At 70.7% G+C, this 26,565-nt stretch carries 21 protein-coding genes and 1 riboswitch; of the genes, 13 read left to right on the forward strand and 8 right to left on the reverse strand.

Features of this window, described 5'->3' with window-relative positions; genetic code table 11:
- Positions 1-11: 11 nt before the first annotated feature.
- The 6 genes from ACFYRY_RS26420 (at position 12) to ACFYRY_RS26445 (ending at position 6,997) form a co-directional block, all read left to right on the forward strand.
- Positions 12-2,135: a type IIA DNA topoisomerase subunit B gene (locus ACFYRY_RS26420; RefSeq protein ID WP_389150481.1), complete on the forward strand. Its 2,124-nt coding sequence runs from the start codon at positions 12-14 to the stop codon at positions 2,133-2,135.
- Positions 2,136-2,362: 227 nt separating this feature from the next.
- Positions 2,363-2,947: a DUF1453 domain-containing protein gene (locus ACFYRY_RS26425; protein WP_389150484.1), complete on the forward strand. Its 585-nt coding sequence runs from the start codon at positions 2,363-2,365 to the stop codon at positions 2,945-2,947.
- The gene (locus ACFYRY_RS26430; protein ID WP_389150487.1) at positions 2,944-4,095 is read left to right on the forward strand and encodes a sensor histidine kinase; all 1,152 of its coding nucleotides are present in this window, start codon (positions 2,944-2,946) and stop codon (positions 4,093-4,095) included. The genes ACFYRY_RS26425 and ACFYRY_RS26430 overlap by 4 nt, the downstream gene beginning before the upstream one ends.
- Positions 4,092-4,772, forward strand: coding sequence for a response regulator (locus ACFYRY_RS26435; protein WP_389150490.1), 681 nt, complete (start codon positions 4,092-4,094; stop codon positions 4,770-4,772). Before ACFYRY_RS26430 ends, ACFYRY_RS26435 begins: the two co-directional genes overlap by 4 nt.
- Before the next feature lie 69 nt (positions 4,773-4,841).
- Entirely contained in the window at positions 4,842-5,408 is a 567-nt protein-coding gene (locus tag ACFYRY_RS26440; RefSeq protein ID WP_389150493.1) for a DUF485 domain-containing protein, read from the forward strand.
- On the forward strand, positions 5,405-6,997 hold the full coding sequence (locus ACFYRY_RS26445; RefSeq protein ID WP_389150495.1) for a cation acetate symporter: 1,593 nt from the start codon (positions 5,405-5,407) through the stop codon (positions 6,995-6,997). The genes ACFYRY_RS26440 and ACFYRY_RS26445 overlap by 4 nt, the downstream gene beginning before the upstream one ends.
- Before the next feature lie 53 nt (positions 6,998-7,050).
- Here the strand turns inward: ACFYRY_RS26445 and ACFYRY_RS26450 are convergent, their stop codons facing one another.
- The 4 genes from ACFYRY_RS26450 to ACFYRY_RS26465 are packed head-to-tail and all read right to left on the reverse strand — an operon-like array spanning position 7,051 to position 11,718.
- A complete protein-coding gene (locus ACFYRY_RS26450; protein WP_389151628.1) occupies positions 7,051-7,731 on the reverse strand; it encodes a response regulator in 681 nt (226 codons plus the stop codon).
- A complete protein-coding gene (locus ACFYRY_RS26455) occupies positions 7,731-9,404 on the reverse strand; it encodes an ATP-binding protein (protein ID WP_389150498.1) in 1,674 nt (557 codons plus the stop codon). The genes ACFYRY_RS26450 and ACFYRY_RS26455 overlap by 1 nt, the downstream gene beginning before the upstream one ends.
- Positions 9,405-9,463: 59 nt before the next feature.
- On the reverse strand, positions 9,464-10,408 hold the full coding sequence (locus ACFYRY_RS26460; protein WP_389150500.1) for a sucrase ferredoxin: 945 nt from the start codon (positions 10,406-10,408) through the stop codon (positions 9,464-9,466).
- Between the two features lie 53 nt (positions 10,409-10,461).
- On the reverse strand, positions 10,462-11,718 hold the full coding sequence (locus ACFYRY_RS26465) for a citrate synthase (protein WP_389150503.1): 1,257 nt from the start codon (positions 11,716-11,718) through the stop codon (positions 10,462-10,464).
- A 111-nt stretch (positions 11,719-11,829) separates the two neighbouring features.
- Here ACFYRY_RS26465 and ACFYRY_RS26470 point away from each other — a divergent pair, with 111 nt between their 5' ends.
- Positions 11,830-12,996 carry a citrate synthase gene (locus ACFYRY_RS26470; protein ID WP_389150505.1) on the forward strand — a complete coding sequence of 389 codons (1,167 nt, stop codon included), beginning with the start codon at positions 11,830-11,832 and terminating at the stop codon, positions 12,994-12,996.
- 167 nt (positions 12,997-13,163) lie between these two features.
- Here ACFYRY_RS26470 and ACFYRY_RS26475 read toward each other — a convergent pair whose 3' ends face one another.
- Both ACFYRY_RS26475 and ACFYRY_RS26480 read right to left on the reverse strand, forming a co-directional pair.
- Positions 13,164-13,400 (reverse strand): hypothetical protein, encoded by a 237-nt coding sequence (locus ACFYRY_RS26475; RefSeq protein WP_356762644.1) that lies wholly within the window; start codon positions 13,398-13,400, stop codon positions 13,164-13,166.
- 204 nt (positions 13,401-13,604) lie between these two features.
- Positions 13,605-14,156 carry a DUF6082 family protein gene (locus ACFYRY_RS26480; protein WP_389150509.1) on the reverse strand — a complete coding sequence of 184 codons (552 nt, stop codon included), beginning with the start codon at positions 14,154-14,156 and terminating at the stop codon, positions 13,605-13,607.
- A 320-nt stretch (positions 14,157-14,476) separates the two neighbouring features.
- Here ACFYRY_RS26480 and ACFYRY_RS26485 point away from each other — a divergent pair, with 320 nt between their 5' ends.
- On the forward strand, positions 14,477-15,538 hold the full coding sequence (locus tag ACFYRY_RS26485; protein WP_389150512.1) for a CobW family GTP-binding protein: 1,062 nt from the start codon (positions 14,477-14,479) through the stop codon (positions 15,536-15,538).
- A 16-nt stretch (positions 15,539-15,554) separates the two neighbouring features.
- Here the strand turns inward: ACFYRY_RS26485 and ACFYRY_RS26490 are convergent, their stop codons facing one another.
- Positions 15,555-18,011, reverse strand: coding sequence for a DNA topoisomerase (ATP-hydrolyzing) subunit A (locus ACFYRY_RS26490; protein WP_389150515.1), 2,457 nt, complete (start codon positions 18,009-18,011; stop codon positions 15,555-15,557).
- A gap of 310 nt (positions 18,012-18,321) precedes the next feature.
- Here ACFYRY_RS26490 and ACFYRY_RS26495 point away from each other — a divergent pair, with 310 nt between their 5' ends.
- The 4 genes from ACFYRY_RS26495 to ACFYRY_RS26510 all read left to right on the forward strand — a co-directional run bounded on the left by ACFYRY_RS26495 (position 18,322) and on the right by ACFYRY_RS26510 (position 23,120).
- Positions 18,322-19,674 carry a M16 family metallopeptidase gene (locus ACFYRY_RS26495; protein WP_389151631.1) on the forward strand — a complete coding sequence of 451 codons (1,353 nt, stop codon included), beginning with the start codon at positions 18,322-18,324 and terminating at the stop codon, positions 19,672-19,674.
- Positions 19,671-21,059, forward strand: coding sequence for a M16 family metallopeptidase (locus tag ACFYRY_RS26500; RefSeq protein WP_389150518.1), 1,389 nt, complete (start codon positions 19,671-19,673; stop codon positions 21,057-21,059). The genes ACFYRY_RS26495 and ACFYRY_RS26500 overlap by 4 nt, the downstream gene beginning before the upstream one ends.
- A 214-nt stretch (positions 21,060-21,273) precedes the next feature.
- Positions 21,274-21,440, forward strand: a riboswitch (cyclic di-AMP (ydaO/yuaA leader).
- A gap of 13 nt (positions 21,441-21,453) precedes the next feature.
- Complete coding sequence (locus tag ACFYRY_RS26505; RefSeq protein WP_389150521.1) at positions 21,454-22,227, forward strand: M23 family metallopeptidase; 774 nt, start codon at positions 21,454-21,456, stop codon at positions 22,225-22,227.
- Between the two features lie 197 nt (positions 22,228-22,424).
- Positions 22,425-23,120 carry a GntR family transcriptional regulator gene (locus tag ACFYRY_RS26510; RefSeq protein ID WP_389150524.1) on the forward strand — a complete coding sequence of 232 codons (696 nt, stop codon included), beginning with the start codon at positions 22,425-22,427 and terminating at the stop codon, positions 23,118-23,120.
- 148 nt (positions 23,121-23,268) lie between these two features.
- Here ACFYRY_RS26510 and ACFYRY_RS26515 read toward each other — a convergent pair whose 3' ends face one another.
- A complete protein-coding gene (locus ACFYRY_RS26515) occupies positions 23,269-23,550 on the reverse strand; it encodes an HPr family phosphocarrier protein (RefSeq protein WP_389150526.1) in 282 nt (93 codons plus the stop codon).
- Between the two features lie 173 nt (positions 23,551-23,723).
- Between ACFYRY_RS26515 and ACFYRY_RS26520 the strand changes: the two genes are divergently transcribed.
- A complete protein-coding gene (locus ACFYRY_RS26520; protein WP_389150528.1) occupies positions 23,724-26,561 on the forward strand; it encodes a GNAT family N-acetyltransferase in 2,838 nt (945 codons plus the stop codon).
- Positions 26,562-26,565 lie beyond the last annotated feature (4 nt).

The following is a 26,565-nucleotide window of genomic DNA, read 5'->3' on the forward strand; positions in this document are numbered from 1 at the left end:
GAGCGAACCGCGTGACCGCCGAGACGTCCGTGCCGTCCACAGCGCTGCTGGCAGGAGCAGACCGGGACGGTTCCAACTACACCGCGCGGCACCTGCTCGTCCTTGAAGGGCTTGAAGCCGTGCGCAAGCGCCCGGGCATGTACATCGGGTCCACGGACAGCCGGGGCCTGATGCACTGCCTGTGGGAGATCATCGACAACTCCGTCGATGAGGCCCTGGGCGGATACTGTGACCACATCGAGGTGATCCTCCAGGACGACGGCTCCGTCGAGGTCCGGGACAACGGCCGGGGCATCCCGGTCGACGTCGAGCCCAAGACCGGACTCTCCGGCGTCGAGGTCGTCATGACCAAGCTGCACGCCGGCGGCAAGTTCGGCGGCGGCTCGTACGCGGCCTCCGGCGGTCTGCACGGCGTGGGCGCCTCCGTGGTGAACGCCCTGTCCGCGCGACTGGACATCGAGGTGGACCGGGGCGGTCACACGCACGCCATCAGTTTCCGCCGAGGCGTCCCCGGAGCGTTCGCCTCGATGGGGCCGGACGCCAAGTTCGACGCCGCGAGCGGCCTGCGCAAGGCCAAGAAGATTCCCAGGACCCGTACTGGCACGCGCGTGCGGTACTGGGCCGACCGTCAGATCTTCCTGAAGGACGCCAAGCTCTCCCTGGAGAACCTGCACCAGCGTGCCCGACAGACCGCGTTCCTGGTCCCGGGCCTGACCATCGTCGTCCGCGACGAGTACGGTCTCGGCGAGGGCGGCAGCAAGGGCGAGGAGTCGTTCCGCTTCGACGGCGGCATCAGTGAGTTCTGTGAGTACCTCGCTACCGATAAGCCGGTCTGCGACGTCCTCCGCTTCTCCGGCCAGGGCTCCTTCAAGGAGACCGTCCCGGTCCTCGACGACCATGGCCAGATGACGCCCACCGAGGTCACCCGTGAGCTCGGTGTGGACGTCGCGATGCGCTGGGGCACCGGCTACGACACGACCCTCAGGTCGTTCGTCAACATCATCGCCACGCCCAAGGGCGGCACCCATGTCGCCGGCTTCGAGCAGGCGATCGTAAAGACGATGAACGAGGTGTTGCGCGGCAAGAAGCTGTTGCGCGTCGCCGAGGACGACATCGTCAAGGACGACGCCCTGGAGGGCCTCACCGCGGTCGTCACCGTCCGCCTGGCCGAGCCGCAGTTCGAGGGGCAGACCAAGGAGGTCCTCGGCACGTCCGCGGCCCGCCGCATCGTGAACACCGTGATCTCCAAGGAGCTCAAGGCGTTCCTGACGTCCACGAAGCGCGATGCCGCCGCCCAGGCCCGAGTGGTCATGGAGAAGGCGGTCGCCGCGGCCCGGACCCGCATCGCCGCCCGCCAGCACAAGGACGCCCAGCGGCGTAAGACGGCTCTGGAGTCCTCGTCACTGCCCGCCAAGCTCGCGGACTGCCGCAGTGACGACGTGGACCGCAGCGAGTTGTTCATCGTCGAGGGAGACTCCGCGCTCGGCACGGCGAAGCTCGCCAGGAACTCCGAGTTCCAGGCACTGCTGCCGATTCGGGGCAAGATCCTCAACGTTCAGAAGTCGTCCGTCACCGACATGCTGAAGAACGTCGAGTGCGGCGCGATCATCCAGGTCATAGGAGCCGGCTCAGGCCGCACCTTCGACATCGACACGGCCCGCTACGGCAAGATCATCATGATGACCGACGCCGATGTCGACGGCTCGCACATCCGATGTCTGCTCCTGACGCTGTTCCAGCGCTACATGCGGCCCATGGTCGAGGCGGGCCGGGTGTTCGCCGCGGTGCCGCCGCTGCACCGCATCGAGCTGGTCCAGCCGAAGAAGGGCCAGGACAAGTACGTCTACACGTACTCGGACCGTGAGCTGCGCGACAAACTCCTGGAGTTCCAGAGCAAGGGCGTCCGGTACAAGGACTCCATCCAGCGCTACAAGGGCCTCGGCGAGATGGATGCCGACCAGTTGGCCGAGACGACGATGGATCCGCGGCACCGCACGCTGCGCCGGATCAACCTCGCTGATCTGGAGGCCGCGGAGCAGGTCTTCGATCTGCTGATGGGCAACGATGTGGCACCCCGCAAGGAGTTCATCTCGGGCTCGGCGGCCACGCTGGATCGGTCGCGTATCGACGCGTAGCCGACGGGATTTGTCCCTGCGGCGGAGCCGGCAACTGGGGCACGCTGCGGGTACGGCCTGGGGCGACCGGTGGTCCGGCGGCCTCCACCCACGGGTGGAGGCCGCCGGGACGGGAGATCCACCCATGATCCACCCCGGCTCCGATTTGCCGACCTGCGGATTTCCGTAGCGTCGAAGGCGTCGGCAGTGCTCACTGCCGGCATCCCTTCCTCGCTACGGAGGCTCTGATGCCCGGGCTCGTCAACGCGCTGGTGATCGTGGCCGTGGTCGTCTTGGTGGTGGCCCGGCAGTTTCGCCCGCGCCGCATCGACGCCGGCAGGCGGTGGTGGCTCGTACCCGTGATCCTGGCCGTGGTCGCGCTCCGCGAGCCGCACATGATCGACGCCCATCACCGGACGGCGTCGGTCGTCCTGCTCGCCGCCGAGCTGCTCACCGGCCTCGCCACCGGAGCCGCCTGGGCCTGGACGACCCGGATATGGGCGGAGCCGGACGGGGCGGTGTGGAGCAGGAGCACCAGAGCGAGCGGGGGAGTCTGGGCCGTCGGCATCGGACTGCGTGTCGGCCTCTACGCGCTGGGCGCGGCAGCCGGGCTTCAGCAGGACTCGTCCGCGCTGCTGCTCGCCCTGGCGGCCACGCTCCTCGTACGCGCCGGGATCCTCGCCCTGCGAGCTCAGCCCCTGCGAGCTCAGCCCCTGCGAGCCCAGCCCCTGCGAGCCCAGTCCCTGCGAGCCCAGTCCCTGCGTCCGGATGTCGCCGCGGGACCGGCGTACGGTGACAGCATGTCCCGGCCCACGTGGAAGGAACGTGTGTGACCGAGAACGCCTGGACACGCTGGCCCTCCCGGGAAGCACTCGGGCCCGCCGAATCCTCCGGTGCCCGTCGTTCGCTCGGCCGGGTCGTGCGCGGCCTGGTACTCGGCATGCTGCTCTGGGGCGTCTTCACCGGCGGTCACGTCCGGGGTTGGGATGCGATCGGAGCGGCAGCGGGCGTCCTGTTGGCCGCGTTTCTCTCCTGGGCGCTCTATCGCACCACCCTCGCCCACCGACTCCTGCCCTCGCTGGCACTCATGACAGCGCTGCTGGCAGTCGCGGTCGCCGCCCAGACCGTGGGCTTCGGGGTCCCCGCCCTCGTCATCTGGTGCGGGTGCGCGGTCACCGCTCTGGAGCGGCTGCCGGTCGCGGCCGCTGTGCCGGTGGCGACGGTCGCCCTCGCGTCGTACGCGGCGGTCAATGACGACGCGTGGCTCACCACAGCGGTGACGACGGGCGGACTCGCCCTCGCCGGTTACGCGCTGCGGCTGGACGCCGAGGCGCGTGGCAACGCCCAGCGGCTGCTCGTCCAGGAGCGAGCGGCGCGGGCGGCCGAGGCGGACTCGGCGGCGCTGGCGGAGAGAGCCCGCATCGCACGGGACATCCACGACGTGCTGGCGCACAGCCTCTCGGCGCAGCTCGTGCACCTGGAGGCGGCTCGGTTGCTGATCGAGCGCGGGGCCGACCGGGAGCAGATCCTCGAACGAGTGGTGGCAGCGCGGGGAATGGCTCGAGACGGTCTTGCCGAGACCCGGCACTCGCTGTCGGCCCTGCGCGGCGAGCTGACTCCGCTGGAGGACTTCCTGACCCAGTTGGTCAGTACGACCGACAACGCGGAAGCCACCATCACGGGTGAGCGCGGCCCCTTGCCGGCGGAGGCGTCCCAGGCCGTACGAAGAGTGGCCCAGGAAGCCCTGACCAACGTCCGCAAGCACGCCACGGGGGCCAAGGTACGGCTGTGGCTGGAGTACGGCGAGCACCACGTGACGCTGGTCGTACGGGACTCGGGTGGGCCGCCGGGCGACCTCGCCGGGGCGGGCGCCGGGTACGGTCTTCTGGGTATGCGGGAGCGTGCTGAGCTGCTGGGCGGTTCACTGGAGGCCGGGCCGGACGAGGAGGGGTTCGTGGTGTCGCTGAAGGTGCCCGTATGACGGATGAGGGGCAGCGGCCGGCGCGGGTGGTGGTCGTGGACGACCAGACCGTGGTCCGCGAGGGGATCGTGATGCTGCTGGGGCTGCTTCCCGGCATCGAGGTCGTGGGATCCGCGGGGGACGGCAACGAGGCGGTGCAGCTCGTCGGCGAACTCGCCCCGGACGTGGTGCTGATGGACTTGCGCATGCCCCGCTGCGACGGGGTGGAGGCGACCCGTCGTATCCGGGCGGAGCATCCAGGGACGCAGGTCGTGGTTCTCACGACCTTTGCGGACGACGAGTCGCTGTTCCCCGCGTTGAGAGCGGGAGCGCGGGGCTATCTCACCAAGGACGCGGGGGGTGACGAGATCGTGCGGGCCGTGCGGAGTGTGCTGTCCGGGGACGCGGGCCTGTCGCCGAGCATCCAACGGCGTCTGCTGGAACGCCTGTCGGCTCCTGAGCCGCAGCCCGCGGCGTTCGCGGAGGTGCCGGACGGACTCACCACGCGCGAGACGGAAGTGCTGGCGCTGATCGCCGAGGGCCTCAGCAACCAGGAGATCGCCCACAAGCTGCATGTCTCCACGGCGACCGTGAAGACCCACATCAACAATCTCTTCGCCAAGGCGGGGCTCAAGGACCGTGCGCAGGCCGTGCGTTACGCATACGCGAGGGGCCTGGCGAAGCCGCCCGCGAATTGAGTCACCTGATGGGGTGAAGAGCGCGGAGAAGAAGAGTCGGGGATCTATCCCTTCTGTCCATCCTTGGGCATGCAGTCAAGCAACGGTCGCCCCTGCGGAGTCGGCAGGGGCGACGAGAGTTCGGTCGACCACCACGACGTCCATGATCTCGCTTCCACGGATGCGGCCGGAGACATGAGGTACGACGACCCCTGGTACGACGCCCTCGCATCCGGATGGGGCGAGTCGGGCGCCGCCGGTGTGCCTGTGCCTGTGCCCGTGCACTCGTCCGGACGCCGGGAGTACGAGGCCCCGGCTGCCGCCGCGGCCGACGTGTACCTGGAGGTCCAGCGCAGTGAGGCCTTCCAGGAGGTGCGCAGTCGCTACCGGAGGTTCGTGGTCCCGGCGGCGGCGGGGTTCTTCGTCTGGTACCTGGCCTACGTGGTGACCGCCACGACCGCGCCGGGACTGATGGCACAGCCCGTGGCGGGCGCCGTGAACGTGGCGATGGTGGCAGGGCTCGGACAGTTCCTCACGACCTTCCTGCTCACCTGGGCGTACGCCCGGCACGCGAGGCTTCGCCGCGATCGGACCGCGCTGGAACTGCGCTGGGACACCCAGGAACTGACGCGCGGGCTGCGGGGAGGTTCATCGTGACGGTCGACCATCAGACGCTGGCCTTGCTGCTGTTCAGCGCGTTCGTCGCGGTCACTCTGGGGATCACGACGTGGGTGAGCAGGCATCGGCAGGGTTCGGCGGAGGAGTTCTACGCGGGCGGCCGTCTCTTCTCCCCGATGGAGAATGGTTTTGCCATCGCGGGCGACTACATGTCGGCCGCGTCCTTCCTCGGGATCTCCGGGCTGATCGCCCTCTTCGGGTACGACGGGCTGCTGTACTCGGTCGGATTCCTCGTGGCCTGGCTCGTGGTGCTGTTCCTGGTCGCCGAACTGGTCCGTAACTGCGGGCGGTTCACGCTCGCCGACGTGGTCGTGTCCCGGATGAGCGAGCGTCCCGTCCGGATCGCGGCCGGGGCCTCCTCGGTCACCGTGTCGGTTCTGTATCTGGTGGCGCAGATGGTGGGCGCGGGCAGTCTGGTCGCGCTGCTGCTCGGCGGAACCAGCGGAGCGGCACAGTCCTGGACGGTCATCGGAGTCGGCGCGCTCATGGTGATCTACGTGTCCTTCGGAGGGATGCGGGCCACCACCTGGATCCAGATCGTCAAGGCGGTGCTGCTGCTCGGCGGCACCATCACCCTGACCGTTCTCGTCCTTGTGAGGTTCCGCGGTGACTTCGACCAGTTGCTGCTCACGGCGGCGGAGCGCAGTGGTCATGGCAAGGCGTTCCTGGCGCCCGGCCTGAGGTACGGCGGGGACTGGACGGCCCGCCTCGACTTCATCAGTCTGGGTCTCGCGTTGGTGCTGGGCACGGCCGGGCTGCCGCACATCCTGTCCCGCTTCTACACCGTGCCCACCGCGCGGGCCGCACGGCGTTCCGTCGTCTGGTCGATCGGGCTCATCGGCGGCTTCTATCTGATGACGATCGTCCTCGGTTTCGGCGCGGCGGCGATCGTCGGCCCGGACGCCGTCCGTGGATCGAACGCGTCCGGGAACACGGCCGTGCCGCTTCTCGCCCTTGATCTGGGCGGCGGGCCGGACTCCACGGGCGGCACGGTCTTCTTCGCGATCGTCGCCGCGATCGCGTTCGCCACGATCCTCGCGGTGGTCGCCGGGATCACGCTGGCCTCTTCGGCGTCCGTCGCCCACGACCTGTACGCGTCGCTGCGTCGTCCGGGGGCCAAGCCGCGCAGCGAGGTGGCCGTCGCACGGACCGCCGCGGTCGGGGTCGGAGTGGTCGCGATCGCTCTCGGCCTGTTGGCGCGGGATCTCAATGTGGCGTTCCTGGTGGGCCTCGCCTTCGCGGTGGCCGCGTCCGCCAACCTGCCGGTGCTGCTCTACTCACTGTTCTGGCGCGGCTTCACCACTCGTGGTGCCGTGTGGTCCGTCTACGGCGGCCTGATCCCGGCGATGGCCCTCGTGGTGCTGTCACCGGTGGTGTCCGGCAGCCCGGAGTCACTCTTCCCCGACGTCGACTTCCAGTACTTCCCGTTGCAGAACCCCGGCATCGTCTCGATCCCGTTGGGCTTCCTCGCCGGCTGGCTCGGCGCGGTCACCTCGGCGGAACTGCCGGACGAGGCCAAGCACGCGGAGACCGAGGTGCGCTCGCTGACGGGGGCGGGGGCCGTGTAGGAGACCGCGCCTTCAGCGCCGTAGTGAGCGAGCGGGGCGGAGCAGGCCGCGCCTCAGGGGCGGGTCGCCCATACGTAACGGTGTTCCGGGCGGCCGGCGTCGCCGTACTTGAGGGTGAGTCTGGCCCGCCCCGTGCGCTCCAGCAGCTTCAGATAGCGCTGGGCGGTCTGGCGGCTCACCCCTGTGCGCTCGGCGATCTCATGGGCCGACAGGGGGCCCTCGGCGTTCATCAGGGACTGCCGTACGAGCTCCGCGGTGGTAGGGGAGTGCCCCTTGGGCAGCCCGGGCTCGGACGGTGTCGACAGGGCGCCGAAGATGCGGTCCACCTCGGCCTGTTCCGCCTCGCCGCCACCGTCCAGGGTGCGCCGCAGCTGCGCGTAGGCCTCCAGTTTGGCGCGCAGCCCCGCGAAGGCGAACGGCTTGACCAGGTACTGCAGGGCACCATGCCGCATCGCCGCCTGCACGGTCGTCACGTCCCGGGCCGCCGTGACCATGATCACGTCGGTCTGATGGCCGCGCCGACGCATCTCCTGGACGACCTCCAGCCCCGTCTGGTCCGGCAGATAGTGGTCCAGCAGAACCAGGTCCAGACGGTCGGGCCCCTCCAGCCGGCTCAGCGCCTGTGCCGCGTTGTGCGCGACACCGGCCACATGGAAGCCCGGGACCTTCTCCACGTAGGCGGCGTTGACACGCGCCACCCGGGTGTCGTCGTCCACCACCAGGACCTCGATCATCACGACTCCTCCTCGGGGGCGGACTGCGGTACGGCCGGCGTGCTGAGCGCCGGTTCCCGGTCCGGCGCGGCCAGTGCCTCGGGCAGGACGACGGTGAACTCCGCGCCCCCGTCGCCCGCCGCACCGACCGTAGCGCTGCCACCCTGCCGTTCGGCGAGCCTGCGCACCAGGGACAGTCCGATTCCGCGCTTCCGATGTGCCGGAGGCGTCTTCGTGGACCATCCGTCCATGAAGATCAACTCACGCTGTTCCGCCGGGATTCCGGGCCCCGTGTCACGGACCCGGAGGATGACGGTACGTCCCTCCGCCCGCAGCTCGACCTCCACGCGGGCGTGCAGGGTGCCCGCGACGGCGTCCAGCGCGTTGTCCACCAGGTTGCCCACCACCGTGACCAGCCCACGGGGGTCGACCAGCCGGTCCGGCAGCCGGGTGTGGTCCGAGACCCACAGGGCCACTGCACGTTCGGCCGCCACGGTCGCCTTGCCGACCAAAAGTGCGGCGAGCAGCGGGTCATGGATCTTCTCGGTCACCTGTTCGGCGGTGACGCGGTGGTCGCCGACGACCTCACCGACGAACTCCACGGCGTCCTCGTACATCTCCAGTTCCAGCAGCCCGAGCAGAGTGTGCATGCGATTGGCGTGCTCGTGGTCCTGGGCGCGCAGCGCGTCGATCAGGCCGCGCGTGGAGTCGAGTTCCCGGCCGAGCTGCTCCAGTTCGGTGCGGTCGCGCAGGGTGGCCACGGCGCCGCCGTCATCGGTGGGCATGCGGTTGGCGACCAGCACCCGCTGACCGCGGACGGTGAGCAGGTCGGTGCCCGTCACCCGGCCCGCCAGGACGTCCGCCGTACGGCCCTCGCCGAGCGCTTCGTCGGGGGAGCGGCCGACGGACTCGTCCCCGATGCCCAGCAGCCGCTGTGCCTCGTCGTTGAGCAGGCGGACGCGGCCCGCGCGGTCAAGGGCGACGACGCCCTCCCGGATGCCGTGCAGCATCGCCTCGCGCTCCGCGAGCAGCCCCGAGATGTCCGAGAAGGCGAGGTCACGGGTCTGCCGCTGGACCCGGCGGGAGATGAGCCAGGCGGCCAGCGCGCCGACGGCCAGGGCGCCTCCGGCGTACGCGAAGAGCCCTGGGATCGCGTGGATGAGCCTGGCCCGCACACTGTCGTACGCGATCCCCACCGAGACCGCGCCGACGATGTCGCCGTGGCTGTCGCGCAGCGGCACCTTGCCGCGCGCGGAGCGGCCCAGGGTGCCGCTGTCGATCTCCATGACCTCCTTGCCGGCCAGCGCCAGGTGGGGGTCGGTCGAGACGGTCCTGCCCACCTCGCCGGGAGTCGGGTGGGACCAGCGCACGCCCCGCCGGTCCATCACCACGATGTATTCGGCGTGGGTGGCCTTGCGGATCCGTTCCGCGGTCTTCTGGACGGGCCCGTCGGCCGTCGGAGGTGTGGTCCTGACCTCGTCGGCGATACCCGGCTCGGCGGCCGTGGTCTGCGCGATGGCGAGCGCGCGGCGCATCGCCTGGTCGTCCAGCTGAGCGCTGAGCGGCGCGAGGAACAGCCCGGTCGCGAGCACCGCCACTCCCGCGGCGATCGCCAACTGCATCAGCAGTACCTGCGAGAACATGCGCCTCGGCAGTCCGAGGCGCAGGCGGCGGGCGGGGGGAGTGGGGCTCATACCCATGACGGTACGTGGAGGTGCCGGAGCTGCCGTAGGGGTGTGGCGTGGATTACCGGTCAGCTCGCGAGCGCCCTGGTGGTCGTCAGCTCGCGGACCTCCACCACGTCCATCCGGGCGGGTGCGCCGAGCACCGACGCTCCGCAGCTCTCCGGGCGGGCCGGCAGCGAAGCGCCCTGGGCGACGACGACGCGCCACCGACGTCCGTCGGTGTGTGCGACGGTCACCTCCCAGCGGGGCGCGGTCCCCTCCGTGCGGATCACGGCCAGAGTCTGCGCCGCGTACTCGCCCACGGCCGTACGCACGGCCAGCTCGGCCGCCTGGCCGGGACGCTCCCAGGCCGAGTTCCCCCGGCAGCCCTCCACCACGATCCGCCCCTCCCGCGTACCGTGCAGGACCTCCTTGACGGCGTGGGCCTCGGCCCTGCCGTAGACATAGCCGTACGGCAGCACGAGCAGCGTCGGGGAGAACCGATGACCGCCCAGGTGGGTGACCTCCCAGACACCTTCGACGCCGGAGGCCGCCAGTTCGGCCGCGAGAGGCCGGCCGAGGAGGGCGCAGCAGCGGTCACGCTTGCCGTTGGTGCACACCAGCGCGAGCGGATCCCCGGTGTGGGGCCGGCCGTCGAGCGCGGAGTCGAAGGTGCGGTGCTCCCCACGGCCGAGCGCGGCGAAGTCGATGTCGAGCAGCCGACTCGGGTCGTCGGTGGTGGCGGAGCGCACCCACACCCCGCCGGGCACGGTGTGGGCCGCGTACACCTGGCGTGCGGTCGACGGGCCGCTGTCGGCGTGCCGGCCGGGGCGGCGGATGAGCGCGACGCGTACGCCGGTGCCCTTCGCGGCCGCCTCCAGGGCACGGCCCAGCGCGGGATCCAGGTGGCTCGAAGTGAGCGCCTTGGCACCCCAGGGGCCGGCCTGTTCCAGGAGCAGCCAGGTCGTCGCCGTGGCCGCCGTTCCGGACATCGGCTCGTCGAGATCCCGGGAGACGGTTGAGCACGTACTCACAGAGGTGAGCCTAACCTGACTTGGAGTGGAGTGGCAGCCGGGTGGCGTGCGGCCTACTCCGGCAGGGGGCGCGGCGGCCGTGGGCCCACATAGTGGCCGCTCGGGCGCATACGCAGCGGACGTTCCTCGTACTCCTCCAGGGCGTGCGCGATCCAGCCCGCCGTGCGGGCCACCGCGAAGATCGTCTCGCTGGCCGTGGCGGGCATGCCGGAGGAGGCGGTGAGCACGCCCAGGGCCAGGTCGACGTTGGCGTGCAGCGGAGCGTGACGAGCGGTGGTGGCCACGATGTCGCGGGCCGCGGCCAGGGCCGGTGCGGCCCCGGGGATGTCCTCCAGGAGGTCGAAGAGGGCACGCGCGCGCGGGTCCTCGCCGGAGTAGAGGCGATGGCCGAGCCCGGGGATCCGCCGGCCGGCCCGCAGCTCGTCGGCGATCACGGGGGCCGCGTCGCCCTGGTCGATCACCTCGAGCAGCAGTTTGTGGGCGAGCCCGCCGGCCGCGCCGTGCAGCGGTCCCTCGATCACGCCGAGCCCGGCGGAGACGGCGGCGTAGGCGTGCGCGCGGGCCGACGCGGCGACGCGTACCGCGAGGGTGGAGGCGGCGAGGTCGTGGTCGATGAGCAGGGCGAGTGCCGTGTCCAGCGCACGCAGGGACGAATCGTCGGCCGTCCGTTTGCTGAGGCGGGCCCACAGCCGGTGAGCCAGCGGGCCGTCGTCCCGATGATCGTGCCGGGCGAGGGGCAGGGCGGCGACCAGGGTCGGGATCAGGCTGCGCGCCGTACCGAGCACGGCTTCTTCCGAGAGGTCGAAGCGCAGCGGGTCCGCGGCTGCGGCGGCGATGGCGGCGACCCGCAACCGGTCGGTCGGGGCGGTGTGTTGGGGCATCGCGTCGACCGCGCGTCGGGCGGCCGTGACGGTGGCCTCAGGTGCCGTGAAGGTGGCACCGGGGCGCAGTTGCCCGGTCCACAGCCACTCGGCCACCTCTTCGTAGGAGTGGCGCGCGGCCAGTTCGGTCGCGTCCACGCCGCGGAAGTAGTAGCGGTCGGTGTCGATGAGCGTGATGCGGGTGCGCACGGACAGTTCGCCCCCGGTGCCGGACGTGGCGCTGCTCTCCCGTCGGTTGCGCCGGGCGAGCCCCTCCACCTCCTTGGCGTCGAAGGTGCTGCCCCGGCCGCCGGGCACCCGTCTGCTGCTGAGCTGCCCACGGCTCACGTACGCGTACACGGTCTCGGGTTTCACGCCCAGCAGCTCGGCGGTCTCTTTGGTGCTCAGCCGTTGTCCAGTCGGGCCGGGGTGGGGTTCGTGATCGCGCATAAGACATCACCGTATCCGCAGTCAGGTGAGTTGATCGCATACATTGATTCAATCAATGTTGACATGGATTTAGTCAACCATGGACAGTTGAAGCAAGTCCAGGGAGGAATCATGTCCGTCAACAGTTCGGCAGCCGCTCTCGTCGAGGTACCGCGCGGGCTCGCGGGAGTCGTCGTCACCGACACCGAGATCGGGGACGTCCGGGGAGCCGAGGGCTTCTATCACTACCGCCAGTACTCCGCCGTCGACCTCGCGCGGTCCCGTGGGTTCGAGGACGTATGGCATCTCCTGGTCCACGGTGAACTGCCGGACCCCGCCCGCTCCGCGGCCTTCGCCGTCGAGACCGCCGAGCTGCGTCGGCTGCCCCCCGAGGTCTGGACCGCGCTGCCCGCCGTCGCCGCGACGAGCAGGGATGCCGGACCGCTGGCCGGGATGCGCGCCGCGTTGTCGCTGCTGGGCGCCGCGAAGGGCTTTCGCCCGGTGTACGACCTCGACGCGGACCGGCGTCGCGAGGACACCCTCGTCGCGACCGCGGCCGTACCGACGCTGCTTGCCGCACTGCACCGACTGGGTCAGGGACTCGACCCCGTGGAGCCGCGCGAGGACCTCTCGTACGCGGCCAACTACCTCTACATGGTGACGGGTTCGGAGCCTCAGCCGCGGCGGGCCCGAGCGATCGAGCAGTACTTGATCTCGACCATTGACCACGGATTCAATGCATCAACGTTCACGGCCCGGGTCATCGCGTCCACGGGGGCGGACGTGTCGGCGTGCCTCGTGGGAGCGGTGGGGGCGTTGTCCGGGCCGCTGCACGGCGGTGCCCCCAGCCGCGCGCTGGACACGCTCGACGCGATCGGTACGCCGGACCGCGTCGACCCCTGGATCCGCGAGCGCGTCCTGGCCGGCGAACGCATCATGGGCTTCGGCCACGCCATCTACCGCACACAGGACCCTCGTTCCCACATGCTCCGTGAGATCGCCCTGCGGTTCGGCGGTCCGCGAGTCGACTTCGCCGTCGAGGTCGAGCGGCACGTGGAACGGATCCTCGCCGAACTGAAGCCCGGCCGGGAGCTCCACACCAACGTCGAGTTCTACGCCGGAGTGGTCATGGAGCTGTGCGGTCTGCCGCGCGAGATGTTCACGCCCACCTTCGCGGCGGGACGCGTGGTGGGCTGGAGCGCCAACATCCTGGAACAGGCGGCCGACTCGAAGATCATCAGGCCGGTGGCGCGGTATGTGGGGCCGGGGGCGCCGGTCGAGGTGCCGGGGGCCGCCTGACACGCGTGTGGCCTGGTGCCGTTCGGGCGCCAGGCCTCATCGGTGGTGATCGAGCAGGGACGGGGTGACGGGCTGCTCGCGGGGTGGGTGCCCGGGGGCGCTCAGCGGTTCTGTGCGTCCGGGGTGGCTGTACGGGACGGGTCTGGGGTGGACACGTGCTCGCAGGGTCAGGCGTCGGGGATGTCCGCTTTGGCGCGAATCAGGGTCTCCCGGCTGACGATGACGATGCGCTCGTAGTCGGCGCGGGCGGCGTCGGCGGGGAGTTCGCGCTCAAGCGCCTCGGTGGCCTCGGTGCCGATGACGGCGAAGTTGCCGTCACTCAGCTCGAACACGTCCGGGCAGGTGGCTCCCGAGTTACTGCCTCGGGCGCTCGGGGGCACACCGATGCGGCGCACGATCTTCAAAGGTACCGGTCCTTACGAACAGAAAGCCTGGGCATAGTGGTGGTGAGCACGCTAGCGGTGTTCGTGAGGCCCTTGTGGCTGGATGGCCAAAAGTCACTCAGGCGTGTCTGTGCCGTTTTTGTGTTGACCGGCTTGACGGGGGCGGACGTCAGGTCAGTCGGTCGGTGGACAGAGCGGCTTCGGTGAGTTCGGTCCGTCGATCGGTCAGTCCGTCGGTGGGTCGCCGACGACCCACCACTCGTCGGTGTCGGCTTCGTCGAGGTCCCTGACGAGTCCGTCGACCATGTGTCCCAACCGGGCCTCCACGGACGACTCGTTCAGGGTGGCCCGCATATGCCTCGACGCCTCCCAGTACTCGCGGAACACCGGACTCTGGAAGAACTCCCGCAGATGGCGGTAGAGCTCCTCCCGGTCCAGGCTTCCCGCCCGGTGCAGGTGGTAGAGGTGGACATACCAGGCGTTGGCGTAGAAGAACTGGCGTCGCCGCTCCGCCGGGATGCTCTTGTCGTACGTGTCGATCACTTCCGCGAGGGAGGGATCGTCCATCGCCCTGACCAGCAACTCCCACTGCATGCGCTGCTGATGGGCCAGCGCCTTGCGCCGGATCGCCAGCTCCTCGAGTTCCAGCTGCCTGTCATGCAGACGCGCCTGCTCCAGCCGCCACTGACGCACCGCCACCGTCGCCGTGGCGGTGGCGGCCAGGAGAGTGAGCGCGGCGGAACCCAGCCTTCCCGCAGAGGACTTCTGTGTGGCCATGTCAACCCCCGAATCAGGCGGCCGTCCGCCGGTCGTCGGGGTGCGGGTCGACTGAAGGGGACCGGCGAGCGGTGGGCGGCGCTTGCCGTCTCCCAGGGTGCCGAGCGGCTCTGATCGGCGGGGGAGGCGGAGAGGGGCGCACGGAGGGATGGGAGGGTCGCACGAACCGGCGCCTTGCCCAACGTCTGCCCCGCGAGCACTGCTAACAATCGTTCACCCAGCGGTCATTCTTCCGGCTCGTATCCTGGGTGGGCATTCAATCCTGGTACGTGCGCAGGGGGACGATCCGGCGCACGCGGTGGCGTGAGAGAGGTAGCGCGTTGAGTCGGATCCCGCGGCAGATCCCGGTTGTCGTCCTCGCCGGATTCCTCGGCTCCGGCAAGACCACCCTCCTCAACCACCTCCTCCACCACAGTGGCGGAAGCCGGATCGGCGCCCTCGTCAACGACTTCGGCGCCATCGAGATCGACGCGATGGCCGTGGCGGGCGCGCTCGGCGACTCCACCGTCTCCCTCGGCAACGGCTGCCTGTGCTGTGCCGTCGACGCCAGCGAACTCGATGTCTACCTGGAGAGACTCGCCCGGCCCGCCACCGGTGTCGACGTCATCGTGATCGAGGCCAGCGGGCTCGCCGAGCCCCAGGAACTGGTCCGCATGGTGCTCGCCAGTGAACACCCCGGGATCGTGTACGGGGGCCTCGTCGAGGTCGTCGACGCCGCCGAGTTCGACGACACCCGCGCCAGGCACCCCGAGATCGACCGGCACCTCGCCCTCGCCGACCTGGTCGTCGTCAACAAGCTCGACCGGGCCGACGACGGTGAACGCGTCCTCGGGCTGGTCCGCTCCCTCGTCGACCGGGCCGCCGTCGTGCCCGCCACCCACGGCCGTGTCGACCCCGAGTTCCTCTTCGACTGCCGGCCGAGCGAGGAGCGCGTCGGGCAGCTGTCCTTCGACGATCTCAGCGACCGGACGGAGGGCCACGACCACGGCTCGCACCTGCACTCCGGCTACGACAGCGTGTCCTTCGGCTCCGAGGTGCCCCTCGACCCACGCCGCCTGATGCAGTTCCTCGACAGCCGGCCCGAGGGGCTGTACCGGATCAAGGGGTACGTCGACTTCGGGCCGTACGACCTCCGCAACCGCTACTCGCTGCACGCCGTCGGGCGGTTCCTCCGGTTCTACCCGGAGCCCTGGGCTGCCGCCGACGACCGCCTCACCCAACTCGTCCTCATCGGCTCCGACATCGACGCGGGCGCCCTCGGCAAGGAGCTGGAGGCGTGCAAGAGCGACGCCCCACACGCCGATGAGCACGGCATGTGGGGCGTTCTGCGCTATGTGACCGATCCGGAGGAAGACAACCCTCCAGGAGCCGAGGAGTACTGACCCGCGGGGCGGGTTCCTAGATCGGTCCCGCCACGACGGCCACCGTCTTCCCGAGTGACACGCCCGAGCCGTCCCGACGCGGGTCCATCTCCGGGAGGTCGGCCGGGGTGCCGTTCTTCTGGGCCGCCTTGGCCGGAGTGGCGCCCGCCCAGGCCAGGGACAGACAGTCCTCGCCCTTGAGGAACCGCTGGCAGCGGACCCCGCCGGTGGCCCGGCCCTTGCGCGGGTACTGGTCGAACGGCGTCAGCTTGGCCGTGGTCTGCACGGAGTCGTCGAGCGTGCCGCGCGAACCGGCGACCGTGAAGACGACCGCGTCGGCGGCCGGGTCGACGGCCGTGAAGGAGATGACCTTCGCGCCCTCCACCAGCTTGATGCCGGCCATACCGCCCGCCGCGCGGCCCTGCGGACGGACCTGCGCGGCCTGGAAACGCAGCAGCTGGGCGTCGTCCGTGATGAAGACCAGGTCCTCCTCACCGGTGCGCAGCTCGATCGCGCCGACGATCCGGTCACCCTCCCTGAGGGAGATGACCTCCAGCTCCCCCTTGTTGGTCGGATAGTCCGGGACCACCCGCTTGACCACGCCCTGTTCGGTGCCGATCGCCAGACCGGGGGACGACTCGTCGAGCGTGCTCAGACAGACCACCGTCTCGTCCCCCTCCAGGGAGACGAACTCCGACAGCGGGGCGCCGCCGGAGAGGTTCGGCGTCGCCACGGTGTCCGGGAGCTGCGGCAGGTCGACCACGTTCAGCCGCAGCAGGCGCCCGGTGGACGTCACCACGCCGATCTCGCCGCGCGCGGTGGCCGGCACCGCCGAGACGATCACGTCGTGCTTGGCTCGTGCGGCGTCCTCGTCCGCCGGGAACGGCTCGCCGTTCGCCGTACGGGCCAGCAGCCCCGTCGAGGACAGCAGCACCCGGCACGGGTCGTCGGCCACCTGGAGCGGCACGGCCGCCGTCGGGTTACCGGCCGACGACAGCAGGACCGTACGTCGCTCGGTGCCGAACTTCTTGGCCACCGCGGCCAGTTCCGCGGATACCAGCTTGCGCAGCTCGGCGTCCGACTCCAGGATCCGGGTCAGCTCCGCGATCTCCTCGTTGAGGCGCTCCTTCTCCGCCTCCAGCTCGATGCGGTCGTACCGGGTGAGCCGGCGCAGGGGCGTGTCGAGGATGTACTGGGTCTGGATCTCCGACAGCGAGAACGTCTCCATCAGGCGTTCCTTCGCCTGCGCTGAGTTGTCGCTGGAGCGGATGAGGCGGATCACCTCGTCGATGTCGATCAGCGCGGTGAGCAGACCCTCGACCAGGTGCAACCGGTCGCGTCGCTTGGTGCGGCGGAACTCGCTGCGGCGGCGCACCACCTCGAAGCGGTGGTCGAGGTAGACCTCGAGGAGCTCCTTGAGGCCCAGGGTGAGCGGCTGGCCGTCGACCAGGGCCACGTTGTTGACGCCGAAGGACTCCTCCATCGGCGTCAGCTTGTAGAGCTGCTCCAGGACGGCCTCGGGCACGAAACCGTTCTTGATCTCGATGACCAGACGCAGACCGTGGGCGCGGTCGGTGAGGTCCTTGACGTCCGCGATGCCCTGCAGCTTCTTCGAGCCGACCAGGTCCTTGATCTTGGCGATCACCTTCTCCGGACCGACCGCGAAGGGCAGCTCGGTGACGACGAGCCCCTTGCGACGCGCGGTCACGTTCTCCACCGAGACCGTCGCGCGGATCTTGAAGGTGCCGCGGCCCGTCTGGTACGCGTCGCGGATGCCGGTCAGGCCCACGATGCGGCCGCCGGTGGGAAGGTCGGGGCCCGGGACGTACTTCATCAGGGCGTCCAGATCCGCGTTCGGGTAGCGGATCAGATGACGGGCGGCCGCGATCACCTCGGACAGGTTGTGCGGCGGCATGTTGGTGGCCATGCCGACCGCGATGCCCGAGGCGCCGTTCACCAGGAGGTTCGGGAACGCGGCGGGCAGGGCCCCCGGTTCCTGTTCCTGGCCGTCGTAGTTGGGGGCGAAGTCGACCGTGTCCTCGTCGATGGACTCCGTCATCAGGCTCGCCGCCTGGGCCATCCGGCACTCGGTGTACCGCATCGCGGCCGGCGGGTCGTCGTTGCCCAGGGAGCCGAAGTTGCCGTGCCCGTCGACGAGGGGGACACGCATCGAGAAGGACTGGGCCATACGCACGAGGGCGTCGTAGATCGACGCGTCGCCGTGCGGGTGCAACTTGCCCATGACCTCGCCGACGACCCGGGCGCACTTCACATAGCCGCGGTCGGGGCGCAGGCCCATCTCGTTCATCTGGTACACGATGCGGCGATGTACCGGCTTCAACCCGTCCCGGGCGTCCGGAAGGGCGCGGGAGTAGATGACCGAGTACGCGTACTCGAGGTACGAGCCCTTCATCTCGTCCACGACGTCGATGTCGAGGATCCGCTCCTCGTACGAGTCGTCGGGCGGCGGGGTCTTCGTGCTGCGGCGGGCCATCGCTGCCGGCTCCTCCTGTTTACTGGTCGCTCGCGTACTGGGCGCTCGCTTGCTGAAGCGTGAACGGCATCTGACGCGGACCATTGTGGACCGCGGCACTGACAACGCGGACCATGCCCCGGCCTCGGCTGCTCGGCCCGGTGCGGGGAGACGCCTCCCCCACGACTGTCCGCAGGCTACGCGATCCGCTGTCGGCGTACGTCCCCCGGGAACTTCGCGGAGGCCTCACGCGCTTGCATACAGTGGCAGGACCGGCAGGAAAACCGCGGTTTCCACGACCGCGACCGCGATCGAAGGGACGTACATGCCCATGGGTCACACGGCCACAGCCCAGGCAGGCTCCGGGGGCCTGACAGCGACCGAGCACCGCCTGGCCAACGGCCTGCGCGTGGTGCTCTCCGAGGACCACCTGACCCCGGTCGCGGCGGTGTGCCTCTGGTACGACGTCGGTTCGCGCCACGAGGTCAAGGGCCGTACCGGCCTGGCTCACCTTTTCGAGCACCTGATGTTCCAGGGCTCCGGGCAGGTCAAGGGCAACGGCCACTTCGAGCTCGTCCAGGGCGCGGGCGGCTCGCTCAACGGCACCACCAGCTTCGAGCGCACCAACTACTTCGAGACCATGCCGACCCACCAGCTGGAGCTCGCCCTCTGGCTGGAGGCCGACCGGATGGGCTCCCTGCTGACCGCCCTCGACGAAGAATCGATGGAGAACCAGCGGGACGTCGTCAAGAACGAACGACGGCAGCGCTACGACAACGTCCCCTACGGCACCGCGTTCGAGAAGCTCACCGCGCTCGCCTACCCGGAGGGCCACCCCTACCACCACACCCCGATCGGCTCGATGGCCGACCTGGACGCGGCCACCCTGGAGGACGCCCGCGCGTTCTTCCGCACGTACTACGCGCCCAACAACGCCGTCCTGTCGGTGGTCGGCGACATCGACCCGGAGCAGACGCTCGCCTGGGTCGAGAAGTACTTCGGGTCCATTCCGGGGCACGACGGCAAGCCCGCCCCGCGTGACGGCGCGCTGCCCGAGGTCATCGGCGAGCAGCTGCGCGAGGTCGTCGAGGAGGAGGTCCCGGCCCGCGCCCTGATGGCCGCCTACCGGCTGCCACACGACGGCACCCGCGCGTGCGACGCGGCCGACCTGGCGCTCACCGTCCTCGGCGGCGGCGAGTCCTCCCGTCTCTACAACCGGCTGGTACGGCGTGACCGTACGGCCGTCGCCGCCGGCTTCGGCCTGCTGCGGCTGGCCGGGGCGCCCTCCCTGGGCTGGCTGGACGTGAAGACCTCCGGCGACGTGGAGGTGCCGGTCATCGAGACCGCCATCGACGAGGAGCTCGCCCGGTTCGCCGCGGAGGGCCCCACGGCCGAGGAAATGGAACGCGCCCAGGCCCAGTTGGAGCGCGAGTGGCTGGACCGGCTCGGTACGGTCGCGGGCCGCGCCGACGAACTGTGCCGGTACGCCGTGCTGTTCGGTGACCCGCAGCTCGCCCTCACCGCGGTCGGGCGCGTTCTCGACGTGAGCGCCGAGGAAGTCCAGGAGGTCGCCAAGGCCTGCCTGCGTCCCGACAACCGCGCGGTGCTCGTCTACGAGCCGACCAGCACCGAAGCCGAAGACGCCGAAGCCACCGACGAGAACGACGAGGAGGCGGCCCAGTGAGCGAGCTCGCCGCGATGCAGTTCCACCCCCAGCCCCAGGCGGGCGAGGCCAGGCCCTGGGCGTTCCCGGCCCCCGAGCGCGGAACGCTCGACAACGGCCTGACCGTCCTGCGCTGCCACCGCCCCGGCCAGCAGGTCGTCGCCGTCGAGGTGCTGCTGGACGCGCCCCTGGACGCCGAACCGGCCGGCTTGGACGGCGTCGCCACGATCATGGCGCGGGCGTTCTCCGAGGGCACCGACAAGCACTCGGCCGAGGAGTTCGCCGCCGAGCTGGAGCGCTGCGGCGCCACCCTCGACGCGCACGCCGACCACCCCGGCGTACGGATCTCCCTCGAAGTCCCCGCCTCCCGCCTGGCCAAGGCCCTGGTCCTGCTCGCGGACGCCCTCAGGGCGCCCGCGTTCGCGGACAGCGAGGTCGAGCGGCTCGTCCGCAACCGCCTCGACGAGATCCCGCACGAGCTGGCCAACCCCTCCCGGCGCGCCGCCAAGGAGCTCTCCAGGGAGCTGTTCCCGGCGACCTCGCGGATGTCACGCCCGCGCCAGGGCACCGAGGAGACGGTCGAGTCCATCGACTCGGCGGCCGTCCGGAGCTTCTACGAGAAGCACGTCCGCCCGGCCACCGCCACCGTCGTGGTCGTCGGCGACCTCACCGGCGTCGAGCTCGACGCGCTGCTCGGTGACACCCTCGGCGCCTGGACCGGCTCCTCGGCCCAGCCGCGTCCCGTGCCGCCCGTGACCGCCGACGACACCGGCCGGGTCGTCATCGTGGACCGCCCCGGCGCCGTCCAGACGCAGCTGCTGATCGGCCGCGTCGGCCCCGACCGGCACGCGCGCGTGTGGCCCGCCCAGGTGCTCGGCACGTACTGCCTGGGCGGCACCCTCACCTCCCGTCTGGACCGCGTCCTGCGGGAGGAGAAGGGCTACACCTACGGGGTGCGGGCGTTCGGGCAGGTCCTGCGCTCGACCCCGGACGGGTCGGGTGCCGCGATGCTCGCCATCAGCGGTTCCGTCGACACGCCGAACACCGGCCCCGCCCTGGACGACCTGTGGACGGTGCTGCGCACGCTCGCGGCCGAGGGCCTGACCGACGCCGAGCGGGATGTCGCCGTCCAGAACCTCGTCGGGGTGGCGCCGCTGAAGTACGAGACCGCGGCGGCGGTCGCGGGCACACTGGCCGACCAGGTCGAGCAGCACCTGCCCGACGACTTCCAGGCGACGCTGTACCAGCAGCTCGCCTCGACCGGCACCGTGGAGGCCACCGCGGCGGCCGTGAACGCCTTCCCCATCGACCGCATGGTGACCGTCCTCGTCGGTGACGCCGCGCAGATCAAGGAGCCCGTCGAGGCCCTCGGCATCGGCGCGGTCTCCGTCGTCTCCGCGGAGTAGCGGCGGGTAGCGACACCGCGGGAGCCACAGAAGTGCCCGGGGCCCTGGTGACCTGAAAGTCACCAGGGCCCCTCGATGTCCGAATTGAGGGAGAGGTTGCCTGTCTGCCCTGTGGCATGCACTACAAAACCCGTGATCGGTTTGGGGATTGAAAGTTGCCCCGCTTAGCGTCGTCCGGGCTGTCCGTCAGGCACCGCGCCGCACCCGCGGCACCGGGCAGTCATCGCCGAGTCCCCGCATGGCGCGAGCCAGGGGAGCCGGGGACCCACTTGTGAAGTCCCTGGGGTGAATCGGACGCCCGCGCGCACCGCGAGGGGGTCCGTAGGAGACCTTCCTGCTCCGAACCCGTCAGCTAACCCGGTAGGCGAGAAGGAAGGAAAGGACCAGCCACCACATGGCGTTCATGTGCGCCGCCGGGAAGCACCGTCGTCCCAGCCGGATGAAGCGCTCCACCGCCCGTGCGGCGAGTGTCGCGGCACTCACCACCACCGGCGTCATCGGCACCCTGGCCGCCCCGGCGCTCGCCGCCGAGCCCGCGGTCGAGCAGACCGGCCTCACCCCCGTCATCACCATCGGTGACACCGTCGCGGACCAGATCGACGCCCAGGCGGCCGCCCAGAAGCAGGCCGCCGAGGAGGCCGAGGCGCAGCGCAAGGCCGAGGAGGCCGCGCGCAAGAAGGCGATCGCGGAGGCCAAGAAGGCCCGTGCGGAGCGTGAGCAGAAGGAGCGCGCCGCCCGCGAGGCAGAGCGCAAGCGCCTCAATGCCTACGTCGCCCCGATCTCCGGCTCGTACGTGTCGACCGGTTACCAGGCCAGCAGCTCCCTGTGGTCCTCCGGCAGCCACACCGGCATCGACTTCCACGCCTCGACCGGCACCACCGTCCACGCGGTCGGCTCCGGCACCGTGGTCGAGACCGGCTGGGGCGGGTCGTACGGCAACCAGATCGTGATCAAGATGAACGACGGGACGTACACCCAGTACGGCCACCTGTCGTCGATCGGTGTCTCGGTGGGGCAGACCGTCACCCCGGGCGCGCAGATCGGCCTCTCCGGAGCGACCGGCAACGTCACCGGACCCCACCTCCACTTCGAGGCCCGCACCAGCGCCGAGTACGGCTCGGACATCGACCCCGTCTCCTATCTCCGTTCGCACGGCGTGAACGTCTGACGACGGACGGCAGGACACCCCGACGCGAGCGCCGCCCCGGCTCACCGAGCCGGGGCTTTCGGCGTTTCTGAAGCCCGGCTGTCCAAAAAATATCCACGGATTCCGACCCGCCATCGGAAATCCCGGCTCATTGCAATAGAGTCACCGAACACACGTCAATCGTCGACGTTTCACGGGGATTAAGGCGGAGGTCGGTCATGCGTATTCCGGCGCACTCGGTATGCACGGCGATCCGTGACGACATCGTGGCGGGTGTCTACGAGCGCGGCGGCCGGCTCACCGAGGAACTGCTCGCCCGCCGCTACGGCGTCTCGCGCGTCCCCGTCCGCGAGGCCCTGCGCACGCTGGAGGCGGAGGGCTTCGTGGTGACCCGGCGGCACGCGGGCGCGCACGTCGCGGAACCCACCGAGCAGGAGGGCGCCGACCTCCTGGAGATGCGGGTGCTGCTGGAGCCGCTCGGTGCCTCCCGGGCCGCCCAGCGACGCACCGAGGCCCACCTCAAGGTGCTGCGCGGACTGGTGAGGCTGGGCCAGGAGCGGGCCCGCAGGGGGACCAGCGATGACCTGCGCTCCCTGGGGAGCTGGTTCCACGAGACCCTCGCCCAGGCCTCCGGCAGCCCGGCGATGACCTCCATGCTGACCCAGTTGCGTCACAAGATCGCCTGGATGTACGCGGTGGACGCGCCCGCCGACCCGGTCGAGTCCTGGGCGGAGCACGGCGCGATCGTGGACGCGGTGGCGCGCGGGGACGGCGAGCGCGCGCGAGCGGTCACGGCATTGCACACCGAGCGCGCCCTGGCCGCGCACCGGCTGCGCTTTCCGTCCCAGCAGGACCGCCCGGATCGTGTGAGGAACTCGCAACATCCCGTAAACATGACGAGCCTGCGGCATTAACACTTCAGCCGTATACAAAGAGGGGATAATTCGCGGGGGATTATTTCTGCTGCCCGTGAACAGTGAAATCGGGTCGCGATCGGGAAATGCGAAGGGCTCGTCCGATAATTCGGACGAGCCCTTCGGGGTTGCGCTGCGACGTCTGTCCTCAGACGGTCTCGGGGAGTTCCTCGAGACCCTCGGCGACCAGCTTCGCGAGGCGGTCGAGGGCGGCGTCCGCCCCGTCGGCGTCGGAGGCGAGGACGATCTCCTCGCCGCCCTGCGCGCCCAGGCCGAGGACGGCCAGCATGGAGGCCGCGTTGACGGGGTTGCCGTCGGCCTTGGAGATCGTCACCGGGATACCTGCGGCCGTGGCGGCCCGGACGAAGATGGAAGCGGGGCGGGCGTGGAGACCCTCGGCCCAGCCGACGTTGACGCGGCGCTCAGCCATGTGATGCTGCCCTTCGGTGTTCAGGGTTGTCTAGACCAGTTTCCCATACGTGAAGCTTGCCCGGAGCGGTCCTGTCCCGCCCCTTCGCGACGTCGGACCGCGGCCTCGGTCCGACGTCGTCCACCACAGACTGCCTCGCGCCGTTGTCCTGCGCGAGCCGTACTCTGGGGCCCATGCAGACCTCGTCGGACCGGCATGAGTATCCCGCCCACTGGGAGGCCGACGTGGTGCTGCGCGACGGTGGCACCGCGCGCGTCCGGCCCATCACCGTCGATGACGCCGATCGCCTCGTCAGCTTCTACGAGCAGGTCTCGGACGAGTCGAAGTACTACCGCTTCTTCGCGCCCTACCCTCGCCTGTCCGCCAAGGACGTCCACCGCTTCACGCACCACGACTTTGTGGACCGGGTGGGACTCGCGGCCACCATCGGCGGCGAGTTCATCGCCACCGTACGCTACGACCGCATCGGCACCGACGGCATGCCCGCCTCGGCCCCGGCCGACGAGGCCGAGGTGGCCTTCCTCGTCCAGGACGCCCACCAGGGACGCGGAGTGGCCTCCGCCCTCCTCGAACACATCGGCGCCGTCGCCCGCGAGCGCGGTATCCGCCGCTTCGCCGCCGAGGTGCTGCCCGCCAACATCAAGATGATCAAGGTGTTCACGGACGCCGGGTACACCCAGAAGCGCAGCTTCGAGGACGGCGTCGTACGCCTGGAGTTCGACCTGGAGCCGACGGACCGCTCGCTCGCCGTGCAGTACGCGCGCGAACAGCGCGCCGAAGGACGCTCCGTGCAGCGGCTGCTCACCCCCGGCTCCGTCGCCGTCATCGGGACCGGCCGTGCACCCGGCGGGGTGGGCCGCAGCGTCCTCCACAACATCAGGGACGCCGGGTTCACCGGTCGGCTGCACGCCGTGAACAAGGCCCTTCCCGAGGGACAGAAGGACGTCGACGGGGTGCCCGCGCACCGGTCGGTGCGGGACATCGACGGGCCGGTCGACCTGGCGATCGTCGCGGTGCCCGCCGAGCAGGTCCCCGAAGCCGTCGAGGAGTGCGGCCGGCACGGCGTGCAGGGGCTCGTCGTGCTCTCCGCCGGTTACGCCGAGAGCGGGCCCGAGGGGCGCGAACGGCAGCGGGAACTGGTCCGGCACGCGCGCGCGTACGGCATGCGGATCATCGGGCCGAACGCGTTCGGGATCATCAACACCTCGCCGGACGTGCGGCTGAACGCCTCCCTCGCCCCGCAGATGCCCCGGCCGGGACGGATCGGACTGTTCGCCCAGTCCGGCGCCATCGGCATCGCCCTGCTCTCCCGCCTGCACCGGCGCGGCGGCGGGGTCACCGGGGTGAGCGGCGTCTCGACCTTCGTGTCGTCCGGCAACCGCGCGGACGTGTCCGGCAACGACGTCCTTCAGTACTGGTACGACGACCCGGACACCGACGTGGCGCTGATGTACCTGGAGTCCATCGGCAACCCGCGCAAGTTCACCCGGCTCGCGCGCCGGACGGCGGCGGCGAAGCCCCTGGTCGTGGTCCAGGGCGCGGGTTCCGCGCCGCAGGGCCACGCGGTACGGGCGACGCGGCTGCCGCATGCCACGGTGTCCGCGCTGCTGCGCCAGGCCGGGGTGATCCGGGTGGAGACGATCACGGAACTGGTGGACACGGGACTGCTGCTCGCGCGGCAGCCGCTGCCGACCGGTGCCCGGGTGGCGATCCTCGGCAACTCCGAGTCGCTGGGGCTGCTGACGTACGACGCGTGCCTCTCCGAGGGACTGCGGCCGCTGCCGCCTCTGGACCTGACGACCGGCGCGTCGCCGGGGGACTTCCACGAGGCGTTGTCCCGGGCGTTGGCTGACGACGCCTGCGACGCGGTCGTGGTCACGGCGATACCGGCACTGGGGGAGGGGACGGTCGGGGACGCCGCGCTGGCCGAGGCCCTGAGGTCCGCCGCGGAGCGCGTCCCCGGCAAGCCGGTGCTGGTGGTCCACGTGGAACTCGGCGGACTCGCGGAAGCGTTGTCGGCCGCGGCGAGCACCGCACCGCAGGCGGGTTCGGCGACACCGGGAGGCGTCCTGCGCGCCCACCCGTTCCGTCCGCTGGACCGACTGGCCGTGCCGGCGACGAGCGAGGTGCCCGCGCCCCGGACCGGCGCCCGCCTCATCCCCGCCTACCCGGCCGCCGAACGTGCCGTCCGGGCGCTCTCCGAGGTGGTCCGGTACGCGCAGTGGCGGCGGGACACCGCCGAGCCCGGCAGGGTTCCCGAGTACGAGGACATCGACGAGAAGGGGGCCGCCACGCTGATCGGCGGACTCCTCGCCGACGGCCAGGGGCTCACCCTCGGCACCGAGGAGACCTGCGACCTGCTCGGGAAGTACGGCGTGCGGGTGCACCGGGCCCTGAACGCCCCCACCCCCGACGACGCCGTCCGGGCCGCCGGCACCCTCGGCTACCCGGTGGCCCTCAAGGCGACCGCCCCGCACCTCAGGCACCGCGCCGACCTGGGCGGCGTACGGCTCGATCTCGCCGACGAGGACCAACTGCGGCGCGCGTACGCCGAGCTGACCGAGATGTTCGGGACGCCACAGGAGCTGCGGCCGGTGGTGCAGGGCATGGCACCGCGGGGCGTCGACACCGTCATCAGGGCCGTGATCGACCCGGCGGCGGGCGCCGTGCTGTCGTTCGGACTCGCCGGCGCCGCCTCCCAGCTGCTCGGAGACATGGCGCACCGGCTCGTCCCGGTCACCGACCGGGAGGCCGCCTCACTGGTCCGGTCCATCCGGACGGCGCCCCTCCTGTTCGGCTGGCGCGGCTCCACGCCCGTCGACACCCCCGCGCTGGAGGAGTTGCTGCTGCGGGTGTCGCGGCTGGTCGACGACCACCCCGAGGTCGTCGCGATCACCCTGGAACCGGTCGTCGTCGCCCAGCGTGGCCTGAGCGTTCTCGGCGCGTCCGTACGACTGGCGCCACCGCCCGCCCGGGACGACCTCGGCCCGCGTACACTCCCCGCGTACTGAGACC

The sequence above is a fragment of the Streptomyces sp. NPDC005263 genome, from assembly GCF_042872365.1.
Taxonomy (GTDB): Bacteria; Actinomycetota; Actinomycetes; order Streptomycetales; family Streptomycetaceae; genus Streptomyces.